The organism is Bradyrhizobium sp. LTSPM299, assembly GCF_000938235.1.
GTDB lineage: Bacteria > Pseudomonadota > Alphaproteobacteria > Rhizobiales > Xanthobacteraceae > Bradyrhizobium.
Map to the genome: position 1 here is coordinate 311,828 of NZ_JYMU01000007.1, position 13,530 is coordinate 325,357.

General features: G+C 64.5%; 10 protein-coding genes. 6 read left to right on the forward strand and 4 right to left on the reverse strand.

The genetic code is table 11. The annotated features are described in order from the left end of the window. The first annotated feature begins 138 nt into the window (after nt 1-138). From mnmE to UP10_RS06010, 5 genes are all read left to right on the forward strand, one after another. The gene (mnmE, locus tag UP10_RS05990) at nt 139-1,473 is read left to right on the forward strand and encodes a tRNA uridine-5-carboxymethylaminomethyl(34) synthesis GTPase MnmE (protein WP_044586426.1); all 1,335 of its coding nucleotides are present in this window, start codon (nt 139-141) and stop codon (nt 1,471-1,473) included. Nucleotides 1,474-1,714: 241 nt separating this feature from the next. Continuing rightward, nucleotides 1,715-3,598 (forward strand): tRNA uridine-5-carboxymethylaminomethyl(34) synthesis enzyme MnmG, encoded by a 1,884-nt coding sequence (gene mnmG / locus UP10_RS05995; RefSeq protein WP_044586427.1) that lies wholly within the window; start codon nt 1,715-1,717, stop codon nt 3,596-3,598. A gap of 65 nt (nt 3,599-3,663) precedes the next feature. Continuing rightward, the gene (rsmG, locus tag UP10_RS06000) at nt 3,664-4,320 is read left to right on the forward strand and encodes a 16S rRNA (guanine(527)-N(7))-methyltransferase RsmG (protein WP_044586428.1); all 657 of its coding nucleotides are present in this window, start codon (nt 3,664-3,666) and stop codon (nt 4,318-4,320) included. 31 nt (nt 4,321-4,351) lie between these two features. Further along, nucleotides 4,352-5,203 carry a ParA family protein gene (locus tag UP10_RS06005; RefSeq protein WP_044586429.1) on the forward strand — a complete coding sequence of 284 codons (852 nt, stop codon included), beginning with the start codon at nt 4,352-4,354 and terminating at the stop codon, nt 5,201-5,203. Between the two features lie 165 nt (nt 5,204-5,368). Continuing rightward, a complete protein-coding gene (locus UP10_RS06010) occupies nt 5,369-6,253 on the forward strand; it encodes a ParB/RepB/Spo0J family partition protein (protein ID WP_044539286.1) in 885 nt (294 codons plus the stop codon). A 107-nt stretch (nt 6,254-6,360) separates the two neighbouring features. On the opposite strand, the gene holA is transcribed toward UP10_RS06010, so the two are convergent. From holA to UP10_RS06030, 4 genes are all read right to left on the reverse strand, one after another. Beyond that, nucleotides 6,361-7,389, reverse strand: coding sequence for a DNA polymerase III subunit delta (gene holA, locus UP10_RS06015; RefSeq protein WP_044586430.1), 1,029 nt, complete (start codon nt 7,387-7,389; stop codon nt 6,361-6,363). Nucleotides 7,390-7,502: 113 nt separating this feature from the next. Next, complete coding sequence (gene lptE, locus UP10_RS06020; RefSeq protein ID WP_044586431.1) at nt 7,503-8,054, reverse strand: LPS assembly lipoprotein LptE; 552 nt, start codon at nt 8,052-8,054, stop codon at nt 7,503-7,505. Further along, nucleotides 8,041-10,677, reverse strand: coding sequence for a leucine--tRNA ligase (gene leuS, locus UP10_RS06025; RefSeq protein ID WP_044586432.1), 2,637 nt, complete (start codon nt 10,675-10,677; stop codon nt 8,041-8,043). The genes lptE and leuS overlap by 14 nt, the downstream gene beginning before the upstream one ends. Before the next feature lie 297 nt (nt 10,678-10,974). Then, complete coding sequence (locus tag UP10_RS06030; RefSeq protein WP_044586433.1) at nt 10,975-12,666, reverse strand: diguanylate cyclase domain-containing protein; 1,692 nt, start codon at nt 12,664-12,666, stop codon at nt 10,975-10,977. Nucleotides 12,667-12,776: 110 nt separating this feature from the next. Here UP10_RS06030 and UP10_RS06035 point away from each other — a divergent pair, with 110 nt between their 5' ends. Beyond that, the gene (locus UP10_RS06035; protein WP_044586434.1) at nt 12,777-13,466 is read left to right on the forward strand and encodes a YggS family pyridoxal phosphate-dependent enzyme; all 690 of its coding nucleotides are present in this window, start codon (nt 12,777-12,779) and stop codon (nt 13,464-13,466) included. Nucleotides 13,467-13,530: the final 64 nt, after the last annotated feature.

Sequence of the window (13,530 nt, forward strand, 5' to 3'; positions counted from 1 at the left end):
CGCAACGGAGGTTTTCTGCAGCATTGTTGCTGCGGCGATGCTGCAGCGAAATCCGGTTATGTTGCATCGCAACATAGTCACTGCTAAGTGCGAAGCGAAACGGCGTTGCGTTTGCCAAGGCGCTGGAACAAATAAGCGATGCATCCGCGCGACCAGACCATCTTTGCGCTTTCGTCCGGCCGGCCGCCGAGCGCCATTGCCATCATCAGGGTGTCTGGCCCAATGGCCGAGTCGGTGGTGCTGGCGCTGGCTGGCAAGATCCCGGTTCCGCGGATGGCAATCCGCGCGCTGCTTCGCGATTCGGATCGTCAGCCAATCGATGATGCCGTCGTCCTGTGGTTTCCCGGCCCGGCCAGCGCGACCGGCGAGGACGTCGCTGAATTTCATGTCCATGGCGGACGCGCGGTTCTGGCGGCAATGTTGAGCGCGCTCGATGCGTTTGAAAACGTGCGCGCGGCCGAACCCGGTGAATTCACCCGCCGCGCCTTCGAGAACGGCAAGCTCGACCTGACCGAAGCCGAAGCCCTCGACGATCTCATCCACGCCGATACCGACCGCCAGCGGCGCCAGGCGCTGCGTCAGTTGAAGGGGCTGCTCGGCGATCGCGCGCGCGACTGGCGTGAGCGGATCATTGCGGCGTCGGCGCTGATCGAGGCCGGCATCGATTTTTCCGATGAGGGCGACGTGCCTGCCGAGTTGATTGCGCCAGCGTTGGCAAGGATCAAATCGCTTCACGATGAGATTCAAAAAGCCCTTGCGGCACAGGGCCAAAGTGAGCGGCTGCGTGATGGCCTGGTGGTTGCGATCGCCGGGCCGCCGAATGTCGGCAAGTCGACCTTGATCAATCAGCTCGCGCGGCGCGAGGTCGCGATCGTCTCGCCGCATGCCGGCACGACGCGTGACGTGATCGAGGTGCAGCTCGACCTCGACGGCTATCCTGTCACCGTGATCGACACCGCCGGCATTCGCGAGACCGACGATCCGGTCGAGCAGGAAGGCGTCCGCCGCGCGCGCGCGCGCGCCGCCGAGGCGGATCTCGTGCTGTGGCTTGCGGATCGTGAGGATGGCAGCGCCGTGCATCAGGGGGCCGCGCCGGTCTGGCTGGTGCACAACAAGATCGATCTGGACGCTGGAGGACCGACTGAACAAGGCGAGGGCGGGGTACGGCCGGAGTTCAGGATCTCGGCCGCTCGCGGCGATGGACTCTCGGAGCTGATCAGGGCCTTGGTCGACTTCGCCCAGGAGTATTTTGGAACCAGCGATGGTGCCTTGATCGGCCGGGCCCGGCAGCGCAAATTGCTGCAGGAGACGGTCGAGTCGCTGAGCCGCTGCATGCAAGTGGTCGGGCAGGGCGAGGAACTCGCAGCGGAAGAGCTTCGCAGAGCCGCCCATTCCCTCGGACGGCTGCTCGGCCGGGTCGATGTCGAAGACATTCTCGACGTCATCTTTCGGGAATTCTGTGTAGGAAAGTAATATTACTTCGTTCAGAGACGGTGCCTGTGTTTCACGTGAAACATGGAGTTGGTTCCGGACACCCAGAAGCCCGTGAAGCCCGTTTCACGTGAAACAGCTCGCCATCGTCATTGCGAGCGAAGCGAAGCAATCCCTCGCGCCACAAGCGGAACCATGGATTGCTTCGTCGCTTCGCTTCTCGCAAGGACGAACACCAACTTCCTTCTTCCGGCTTTCATCACTCCGATATAGAAGTCCCGCCATGACTTCACCGGCGGACTCATTCGACGTCATCGTCATCGGCGGCGGCCATGCGGGCTGCGAGGCCGCGGCTGCTTCTGCCCGGATGGGTGCCAGGACAGCGCTGGTGACCCACCGCTTCTCGACCATCGGCGCGATGTCCTGCAATCCTGCGATCGGAGGGCTCGGCAAGGGTCATCTGGTGCGTGAGGTCGATGCTCTTGATGGTCTGATGGGCCGGGTTGCCGATGCCGGGGGCATCCAGTTCCGGATGCTCAACCGCCGCAAGGGTCCCGCCGTCCGCGGGCCACGCGCCCAGGCCGACCGGAAGCTTTATGCGGCTGCGATGCAGGCCGCGATATCTGAGACCGCGAACCTCAGCGTCATCGAAGGCGAGGCTGACGAGTTAATTGTATCCGATGGACGCGTGACCGGCGTTCGCTTGGGCAATGGCCGGATCGTCTCCGCCGGTGCCGTCGTGATCACGACCGGGACCTTTCTGCGCGGTCTGATCCATCTCGGCAAGAAGAATTGGCCAGCGGGCCGGGTCGGTGAGGCGCCGGCCATGGGGCTTTCGGGGTCGTTTGAGCGGGCAGGCTTTACCTTGGGTCGGCTCAAGACCGGGACCCCGCCACGCCTCGACGGCACCACCATTGACTGGTCGGCGGTCGAAATGCAGCCGGGCGACGATCCGCCGGAGCCGTTTTCGGTGATGACGGATCGCATTACGACGCCCCAGATCCAGTGTGGCATTACCCGGACCACGCCGGCGACACATGAGGTGATCCGGGCCAATGTGCATCGCTCGCCGATGTATTCCGGCCAGATCAAGAGCAGCGGACCGCGCTATTGCCCCTCGATCGAGGACAAGATCGTCCGTTTCGGCGATCGCGACGGTCACCAGATCTTCCTGGAGCCGGAAGGGCTCGACGATACCACCGTCTATCCGAACGGCATCTCGACCTCGCTGCCGGAAGAGGTTCAGCTCGCGATCCTGGCTAGCATTCCCGGCCTGGAGCGGGTGAAGATGGTCCGACCGGGCTACGCCATCGAATACGACCACGTCGATCCCCGGGAGCTCGATCCGACCCTGCAGACCAAGCGCCTGCGGGGGCTTTTCCTGGCGGGCCAGATCAACGGTACCACGGGCTACGAAGAGGCCGCCGGGCAGGGCATTGTTGCGGGACTGAACGCAGCATTGACCGCGAGTGGCGCTGATCCGATCGTATTCGACCGCGCCGACGGCTATCTCGGCGTGATGATCGACGATCTCGTCACGCGCGGGATCACTGAGCCGTATCGTATGTTCACCTCGCGCGCCGAATACCGGCTGACGCTGCGGGCCGACAATGCCGACCAGCGGCTCACCGACAAGGGAATTGCGCTCGGATGCGTCGGAGTAGCCCGCACGGAGCGCCACCGGACCAAGATGACTGCACTTGAGGCGGCGAAGACCTTGGCGAAGTCGCTCTCGATCACGCCGAACGAGGCCGCCAAGCACGGGCTGTCGCTCAACCGCGACGGTCATCGCCGCTCGGCCTTCGAGCTCCTGGCTTATCCCGAGGTTGAGTGGCCCACCGTCCAGGCGATCTGGCCTGAGTTGTCGGCCATTGACCCGGCGATTGCGGTCCATCTCGAGATCGACGCCAAGTACGATGTCTACCTGAAGCGCCAGACCGCTGATGTCGATGCCTTCCGGCGCGACGAGGGTCTGGTCCTGACCGATGTCGACTATGCCGATGTGCCCGGGCTTTCGAACGAAGCGCGCACCAAGCTGCAGAAGGCGCTGCCGCGAACTGTTGGCCAAGCGGGCCGCATCGACGGCATGACGCCGGCTGCGCTTGGCATTCTTGCGGCTTATCTGCGGCGCGAGGCGCGGCGAAAGACCGCCAAGGCGACTGCGTAACGTTTCACGTGAAACGAGGCTACGTCCGCCCGATGCCGTCGAACCACCAATGAAGCCCGAGAAACATGGCCAAAGCAGCTGAGTCTACCCTATCGTCAGCCGACAAGGCCGCTGCGTTGGCTCTCACCCCTGTTTCACGTGAAACGGAAGCGCGGCTCGACCGTTACGTCGCGCTGCTGCTGGAATGGCAGGCCAAGACCAATCTCGTCGCGCCATCGACGCTTCCGAATCTCTGGACGCGCCACATCTCCGATTCGCTGCAGCTCCTGAGCCTCGCGCCAACGGCGAAGGCTTGGGTCGACCTCGGCAGCGGTGGTGGATTTCCGGGTGTGGTCCTGGCGTGCGCACTGGCCGAAACGCCTGATGCTTCGATCCATCTGGTCGAACGAACCGCCAAGAAGGCGGCATTCCTGCGCGAGGCGATTCGCGTGACGGCTGCGCCGGGGACGGTGCATCTGGCTGACATCGGGGATAGTGTGGATAGAATCGCTGGCTCGATCGATTGCGTCACTGCGCGGGCGCTGGCTCCGTTACATCAACTGATCGGCTTTGCGGAGCCGTGGGTGCGAAAAGGTGCGAAAGCGCTGTTTCTCAAGGGTCAAGATGTAGATGCTGAATTGACCGAGGCCACTAAATATTGGAATATTGAGCCAAAGCTTCATTCCAGCCGTACCGGCGGACACGGTTGGATCGTCGAACTCGGGTCAATCGAGCGGCGCTAGGGGACTCCGCGGCAGCAAGTGGTATTTGGGTATGACTGTGATGGACGAGATTTATCAAGCGGATAAGGCGCCGCAGCTGGCCGGCCATCCGCGCATTCTGTCGCTCGCCAACCAGAAGGGCGGCGTCGGCAAGACCACCACAGCGATCAATCTCGGCACGGCACTCGCGGCGATTGGCGAGCGGGTTCTGATCGTCGACCTCGACCCGCAGGGCAACGCCTCGACCGGCCTCGGTATCGATCGCCGCAATCGCAACTGCTCGACCTATGACGTGCTGATCGGCGAAGCCCCACTGCGCGACGCCGTCGTCGTGACCGCGGTGCCGCGGCTGCACATCGCGGCCTCCACCATGGATCTCTCCGGCCTCGAGCTCGAGCTCGGCACCACGCCCGGCCGCGCGTTCCGGCTCCGCGATGCGATCGCCGGACTGAACGCCAATGTCTCGCCCGACTCCGATTACACCTATGTGCTGATCGACTGCCCGCCCTCGCTCAACCTGCTCACCGTCAACGCGATGGCCGCATCGGATGCGATCCTGGTGCCGCTGCAGTGCGAGTTCTTCGCGCTCGAAGGTCTGTCGCAGCTGCTGCAGACCGTGGAGCAGGTCCGCTCGACGCTCAATCCGAACCTGTCGATCCACGGCATCGTGCTGACCATGTTCGACTCGCGCAACAACCTCTCCAACCAGGTCGTCGCCGACGTGCGCCAGTTCATGGGCGCCAAGGTCTACAACACCATGATCCCGCGCAACGTCCGCATCTCGGAAGCGCCGTCCTACGGCAAGCCGGTCCTGGTCTACGACCTCAAATGCGTCGGCAGCGATGCGTACCTCAAGCTCGCCACCGAAGTGATCCAGCGCGAGCGCGAGCTGCGCGCGCATTGATGATGCGTGGTCATTCGTAGGGTGGGCAAAGCGAAGCGTGCCCACCACCACGAGCACGGCCAGTAATGGTGGGCACGGCGCTTGTGCGCCTTTGCCCTCCCTACGAACCGACTGACTTAAACTTCTGTTTCCGGAGTAGTGCGCGTGAATCCAAGGGAGCTGGCAATGGCCGACGAAGCGCGTTCGCGACTGGGGCGCGGGCTTGCAAGTTTGATCGGGGATGTCGGCGGCGAGGCCGCGCATGTCGAGCGCCCGCGCGGACAGCGCAAGGTGCCGATCGAATTCCTCAAGGCCAATCCGCGTAACCCGCGGCGCAGCTTCGCCGATGCCGAGCTCGGCGAACTCGCCGAGTCGATCAAGCAGCGCGGCGTGATCCAGCCGATCGTGGTGCGCGCGATCAAGGGCGCGCAGGATCGCTTCGAGATCATCGCCGGCGAGCGCCGCTGGCGCGCCTCGCAGCTCGCGGGCCTGCACGAGGTGCCGATCGTGCCGGTCGAGGTCAACGATTCCGATGCGCTCGAGATCATGATCATCGAGAACGTCCAGCGCGAAGACCTCAACGCGATGGAAGAGGCGCAGGGCTATCACGCGCTCGCTGACGAGTTCAAACGCAGCCAGGAAGAGATCGCCAAGATCGTCGGCAAGAGCCGCAGCCACGTCGCCAACATGATGCGGCTGACCAAGCTGCCGGGCGAGGTGCAGGCGCTGATCTCCAAGGGCGATATCTCTGCCGGCCATGCCCGCGCGCTGATCGGCGTGCCCGACCCGCTTGCTGCGGCGAAGCGTATCGTCGCCGAAGGCCTCAACGTCCGCCAGACCGAGGCGCTGGCACATGAGGAGGGCGTGCCGGAGCGCAAGCCGCAGAAGGCGCGTAGCGGCGGTGCGGCGAAGGACAAGGATCCCGACACCATCGCGCTGGAAAAGCGCGTCAGCGATGCGCTAGGCCTTGCCGTCACCGTCAACCATCGCGACCCTGGCGGTTCCGTCCAGATCAGCTATCGCAACCTCGAGCAGCTCGACGAGGTGATGCGGCGGCTGGAGGGCGGTTAGCGAGTTCGTCATTCCGGGGCGCGCGGCAGCGCGAACCCGGAATCTCGCGGCGTAAGTTCTGGATTCCGGGTTCATGCTTCGCATGCCCCGGCATGACGTCGTTAAATTCACCCCCGCCGTTTCGCATTCGCCGCGATCGACAGCAGCGCGCGTTGTGCGATGGCGGCGGCGAGCGAGGCCTGCTTGCGCATGTCGAGCGCTGCGGTTGCGAGCTGATCGATGATCCCGACCAGCCGCGGTGCGCTGAAATTGCGCAGCGCGATCTCGACCGCGGCCTTGCGCGAAAAATGCAGCCGCGGAAATCCGCCCTCGAGCACGGCCGAAGCCGGTGTTCCTTCCGCGATCGCGAGCGCCGATTTGTGCAGCCACGCTGCCTGGCGCTGCGCGGCCGAAATGATCACACCGGGATAGGTGCCGGCGACCATTGCTTTTCCGAACTCGCTTTCGACCAAAGCCGGGTTGCCGGCAAAGGCGCCGTCGACGATCGGATCGAGCTTCAGCTCGGAAGCGTCAGACACGACAGTCATCACGTCATCCAGCGTGATCTCGTCCTTGCCGTGGGCGAACAGCGAGAGCTTGCGCAGCTCATTGCGCGAGGCCTGGCGGTCGCCGCCGAGCAGCGACATCAGCACCGCGCGGGCATCCGGCGCGAGCCGCAAATTAGAGACGCGCTGCTCGTCCTCGATCAGCTTTGCCAGATCGCGCTCGGTGTCGGGATAGCAGCCGATCGCGACCGCAGTCTTGGCGCGCTCGCAGGCCTTGCGCAGCGGCGATTCCGGCCGCAGCTCGCCGGCCTCGATCACGATGCGGCAATCCTTCAACGGTGAGTCGGCGAGCGTGTCGACTCCGCTGGCAAAATTGCGCGAGCCGGCGCGGACGCGGATAGCGCGGCGGCCGCCGAACAGCGGCACCGTCATGGCTTCGTCGACCAGCCGCGACGGCTCGGCGGCGAGGTCGTCGCCGTCAAGCCGCACCAGCGAGAAGGGATCGTTCGGATCGTCGACGGCGGAGGCCATCAGCGCGTCAGCGCGCTCGCGCACCAGGCCCGCGTCCGGACCGTAGAGCAGGATGATCGGGCGGCCCGCGTCAGGCCGGGCGAGGAAGCTGTCGATCTCTTTTCCGCGGAGCGCGACCATCTAGCCCAAACTGTCATTCCGGGGCGCCTCGTCAGAGGCGAACCCGGAATCTCGGTTCATGAACTCTGGATTCCGGGTTCGTGCTTCGCACGCCCCGGAATGACGGTGATGTTTCAGGTCCCGGCGGAGAAAAACGATGCCAGCCGGGTCTGGATGTTGTCGGCGACCTCCTGCGCGGCGCGGTCCTCGGCGTCGCGGAAGGCGCGCGCACGGGCGAAGCGCTGGTAGGAGCCCGGCATGTCATACGACACGCGCGAGAAGGTCGTGCCGCTCATGACGGACTTGTTGGACGCGATCTCGATCAGGTTGAACTGCGCGTCGAGGTTGTAGTTCTCACTGGTCGGCAGGCCAGTGGCGGTACTGACCATCAGCGAGGAGCGGCCGCTGCTGAATCTCAGCACAAGCCGGTGGGTCGGCGGCATGCCGGTGGCCGTACCGTAGAGCTTGAAGGCGAGCGCGTTGCGGATCTCGACGCCAACGCGGGCCTCGCGGGAGGCATTCGCCTTGTCGACCGGCGGGATTTCCACGCCCATCAGCTTTTCGCGCAGATCGGGCGTGCCGTCGGTGTGTTCGGCATACATCGGATGGAAGCAGCCGGCCGTCAGCGCGGCCATGGCGACCACGGCAACGAGCCTGGCGGCGATCCTGATCCTAGCCGACAACATTGACGATCCTCATGGGCACCACGATCACCTTGCGGACGGGTTTGCCGTCCAAAGCGAGTTTTACCGCATCGAGCGCCAAAACGGCAGCCTCTATATCCGCATTTTGGGCGACCCGTGGCACGGTAACATCACCCCGCTTTTTACCGTTGACCTGGACCACTAGGGTCACGCTGTCTTCGACCAGCAAATCGCGTTCGATTTGGGGCCAATTCGCCTCCGAAACCAGCCCGTTCTGGCCCAAAACCACCCAGCACTCCTCGGCCAGATGCGGCATCATCGGCGCAAACAGTTGAACAAGGATGACAGCGGCCTCTTTTACCGCCCAGGAAACATCCTGAGCGAGGTCTGGCGCGGGCTTATCGCCTTTCGCCAGCACCTCGGCCAGCGCATTGGCGAACTCGCGGATATGGGCGAGACACACGTTGAAATGCAGCCGCTCGATGCCTGACGACACCTTGTCCAGCGCGCCATGGGCGGCCTTGCGCAGCGCCAGCGCCTCGGGCCCGAACGCCACCGGCCGGTCGGTCGGCGCGGCCTTGGCGATTTCGGCCGATTCGTTGACCAGCCGCCACAGCCGCTGCAGGAAGCGCGCGGCACCCTGCACCCGCTCGTCGCTCCAGATCACGTCGCGGTCCGGCGGCGAGTCCGACAGCATGAACCAGCGCGCGACGTCGGCGCCGTAGCTCGCAATGATGTCGTCGGGGTCGACAGTGTTCTTCTTCGACTTCGACATCTTCTCGATCGGGCCGATCAGGACATCCTCGCCCGTCGTCAGCAGCGTGGCGCGCCGGCCGTTGCCGCCGACCTCGACCTTGACGTCGGCCGGCATGACCCAGGTGCCGTCGGCCAGCTGGTAGGTCTCGTGCACCACCATGCCCTGGGTGAACATGCCGGCGAACGGCTCCTTCATGTCGAGATGGCCGGTCGCCTTCATCGCGCGGGTGAAGAAGCGGCTGTACAGCAGATGCAGGATCGCGTGCTCGACGCCGCCGATATACTGGTCGACCGGCATCATCCGGTTGGCGACCGCGGGGGTGGTCGGCGCCGTCACGTTCCAGGGATCGGTGAAGCGCGCGAAATACCAGGACGAGTCCACGAACGTGTCCATCGTGTCGGTTTCGCGCAGCGCCTTGCCGCCGCATTGCGGGCAGGTGACGTGCTTCCAGGTCGGATGATGGTCGAGCGCGTTGCCCGGCTTGTCGAAGGACACGTCCTCCGGAAGCACCACCGGCAAGTCGCTATCCGGCACCGGCACCACGTCGCATTTCGGACAGTGGATGACGGGAATCGGGCAGCCCCAATAGCGCTGGCGCGAAATGCCCCAGTCGCGCAGGCGGAAATTGACCTGCCGTTCGGCGACCGGTGTATTGCCGCGCAGCTCGCCTTCAAGGCGCTTTGCAACGTCTTCCTTGGCCTCTTCGATCGTCATGCCGTCGAGGAAGCGCGAATTGATCATGCGGCCGTCGCCGTCATAGGCGACGTCAGTGATGACAAAGGTTGTCGGGTCCTGGCCTTCGGGGCAGACCACCGGCGTCACGCCGAGCGCATATTTGTTGACGAAGTCGAGATCGCGCTGGTCGTGCCCCGGGCATCCGAAGATCGCGCCGGTGCCGTATTCCATCAGCACGAAGTTCGCCACGTAAACCGGCAGCTTCCAGCTCGGATCGAACGGATGGATCGCGCGGATGCCGGTGTCAAAGCCCTGCTTCTCGGCGGTGTCGATGATTTCTTGCGCGGTGCCGATCTTCTTGATGTCGGCGATGAACGCGGCAAGCTCCGGATTCTTCGCGGCGGCTGCCTGCGCCAGCGGGTGATCGGCCGAGATCGCCATGAATTTCGCGCCGAACAGCGTGTCCGGCCGCGTGGTGAAGATTTTTAGCTCGTTCTCGCCGGCCGGGGTCGTCGCCGCATCCAGCGCGAATCGAACCAGCAGGCCCTCGGAGCGGCCGATCCAGTTGCGCTGCATCAGCCGCACCTTGTCGGGCCAGCGGTCCAGCCCGTCGAGCGCGTCCAGCAGCTCCTGCGCGTACCGCGTGATCTTGAAGACCCACTGGCTCATCTCGCGCTGCTCGACCACCGCGCCCGAGCGCCAGCCGCGGCCGTCGATCACCTGCTCGTTGGCGAGCACGGTCATGTCAACCGGATCCCAGTTGAGCTTGCGCTTCTCGCGCTCGGCGAGGCCGGCGCGCAGCATGTCGAGAAACATCTTCTGCTGATGCTTGTAATAACTGGGGTCGCAGGTCGCGAATTCGCGTGACCAGTCGAGCGACAGCCCGATCGACCGCAGCTGCTTCTTCATCGCGGCGATGTTGTCGTAAGTCCAGGCCTTCGGCGCCACCTTGCGCTCGATCGCGGCGTTCTCCGCCGGCAGGCCGAAGGCATCCCAGCCCATCGGATGCAGCACGTTGAAGCCCTTGGCGCGCATGAATCGCGCCAGCACGTCGCCCAGCGTGTAGTTGCGGACATGCCCGATATGGATGCGTCCGGACGGATAGGGGAACATCTCGAGCACGTAGTATTTCGGCCGCGGATCGTCGTTCCTGGAGGCGAAGATCGCCTTGTCGTCCCAGGCGGCTTGCCAGCGGGGCTCGGATTCACGGGCGTTGTAGCGTTCGGAGGTCATGAAATCGCAAGGCTTTTGGTGGATTTGGGGGTCCCCGTGGGGACGGCGGACTAGGCCACAGAAACGCCCATGGGGTCAACGGTTTGGGGCGGGGTGAAGGCGGGCCGGCCCTGTGGCTGGTCGCGGAGGAACTCATCCGGCGTCGCCCTGGCGGAAGCCAGGATGACACTGAGTGTGTTGCCAGCAGCCGCCGGCTACTTTGCATGGGGGTTGTTTTCGATATTTTGGCAGTGCGCCGCTGCCCGAAGGGGGAAGGAGTCTGAAGAGCGTGCTCGCCTGACGCGGCTTGGTGACGACTCAGCTCGCCAGCGCCATCCCGGCCTCGTCCAGCCGCTGCAAGAACCCATGCTCGACCACCGCATTCCGGCCGCGGTGCTTGGCGGCGTAGAGCGCGGCATCCGCCGCTTCGATCAGATCGCCGGGGCGCTGGGTGTCGTTCGGTGTCGTCGTCGCAACGCCGACGCTGACGGTGACGACGCTGTGGCTCGAGGTCGTATGCGGCACGCCGAGGCCGAGCACGGCGGTGCGCACGGTCTCGCCGATCGCAAGCGCATGGGCGGCGTCGGTGTTCGGCAGCAGCAGGCAGAATTCCTCGCCGCCGTAGCGGCCGGCAAAGCCCAGCGTGTCGGCGGCGATGCCGGACAGCGTCTCGCCGATCCGGGTGAGGCAGGTGTCGCCTTCGGGATGGCCGTAGGTGTCGTTGTAGAGCTTGAAGTGATCGACATCGATCATCAACAGCGACAGCGTGCAGTCATATTGCTGCGCCTTCAGCCACTCGAAATCGAGCCGGCTCTGGAAGCCGCGGCGGTTGGCAAGGCCGGACAGCGCGTCGATCGAGGCCATCACGGTCAGGCGGTCATTGGAGGCGAGGAGCTCGCGCTCGCGCTGGCTGAGCTGGGCGGCCATCGCGTTGAAGGCGCGGGCGAGCGGAATGAACTCCGACGGCAGCTTGTGCTTGGCGACGCGCGCGGACGCGTCTCCCTCGCCGAAGCGTCGTGCCATGCCGGTCATCAGCTCGATCGGATGAATGATCAGCTTCTCGGCGCCGACCAGGGCACCTAACAAAACGAACAGACAGACGAAGCCGAGCTGCAGATAGGCGGTGCGGATCTCGCGGTTGATCGCCGCCGTTACCTTGGCTTCGTCCATGCTGACGATCAGCCGCGATTCGGTTCCGGCGATGCGGGCAAAGCTCAGCGTCCGCTGCGCGCCGTCGGACGCGGTGAATGACACCGAGCCCGCGGGCTCGTCGTAGCTCAGCGCCTTCTCCGCGATCGCCGACATCAAGGGAACGGTGTCGAGCGAGCGGCCGACCAGGCTCGCATGGTCCGCGGGTGCGGCGATCACGACGCCGGTGCTATCGACCAGGAGCGCCGACATGCCCGGCCGGCCGCCGAGATTGGCCATGATCTGCGACAGCCAGTCGATATTCATGCCGGCGACGACGACGGCATCCTGATCCGGATTGATTGCTGATACCGGATAGGCGGCCATCATCATCGGCCGGCCATTGGTCTTGCCGAACAGGTAGTCGCTGAACACGAAGCCGCCGCTCTCCTGCGCCTTCTTGAAATAGTCGCGGTCGCCGAGCTTGAGCCCGACCTGGAAGTTGAGGTTCGAGCACTGCACCAGTCCGTCCTTGCTGACGAACATGATGCTGCGAATCCACGGCAGGTTGGTCGGCAGGCTGGCGCGCAGCACCTCGCAGCTGCGTGCGATGCCGCCGGAGGCGCGGATATAGGCGGCCGACTTCAACATGGTCTCGACCGACGAGATCACCTCGCGCTGGGTCTCGGCCGCGTGGTGGGTCAGATTGGCGTATTCCTCGGCGGCCTGGGCGACCTGCTTGGCGCGGAAATCCTCCAGCGTGCGGACGCGGTCCAGCATCAAGGGGGCGACGAGCATCACCGCAAGCAGGGCCAGCCGGGCACGAACGCCCAGAAGCTTCTTGAGTTTGACCCGGTTGCGGTTGAAAGTTACGCCCGACATTTTCGTCCCTTGCCCCGTGCGCCAAGGTAGAATGAAGGGCTTCAAAAAGCCTTTCCCGAATTTGGTAAAATTCGACCCAACCCCCGAGCCTGTCAGAAAACGGCACAAGCATGACGCAAAGCCCAACCACGTCGTTATCAGCCCATTCACCAAACGGCCTCGCCGCCGTCGAGCAGGAGATCGCGCGCGCCTGCAAGGAAGCGCGGCGCGACCGCGCATCCGTGACGCTGATTGCGGTCTCCAAGACCTTCGCAGCCGACGCCATTTTGCCCGTTATTAGTGTCGGACAGCGTACATTTGGCGAGAATCGCGTGCAGGAGGCCAAGGGCAAGTGGCCGGCGCTGATGCAATCCCATCCGGGACTCGCACTGCATCTGATCGGGCCGCTGCAGTCGAACAAGGCCAAGGAAGCGGTCGCGCTGTTCGATGCGATCCATTCGGTCGACCGTGTCAGCATTTGTGAAGCGTTAGCCAAGGAAATCAAATCTCAAGGCAAGCAGCCGCAACTGTTCGTCCAGATCAACACCGGCGAAGAGCCGCAGAAGGCCGGCGTCGCGCCGCAGGACGCCGATGCCTTCCTCGCCGCGTGCCGCGAGACCTATGGGCTGACGATCTCAGGGCTGATGTGCATCCCACCGGTCGACGATGCACCGGCACCGCATTTCGCACTGACGGCCAAGATCGCCGCGCGCAACGGCCTGACGAATCTCTCGATGGGCATGAGCGCGGATTTTGCAGTGGCGATCGAGATGGGCGCGACGCATGTCCGGGTGGGATCGGCGATCTTTGGGGCGCGGTGAGTGCTGAGCATGCGGCAATAGCCGCGTATCAAGCTGTCGTCCCGGCGAAGGCCGGGACCCATAG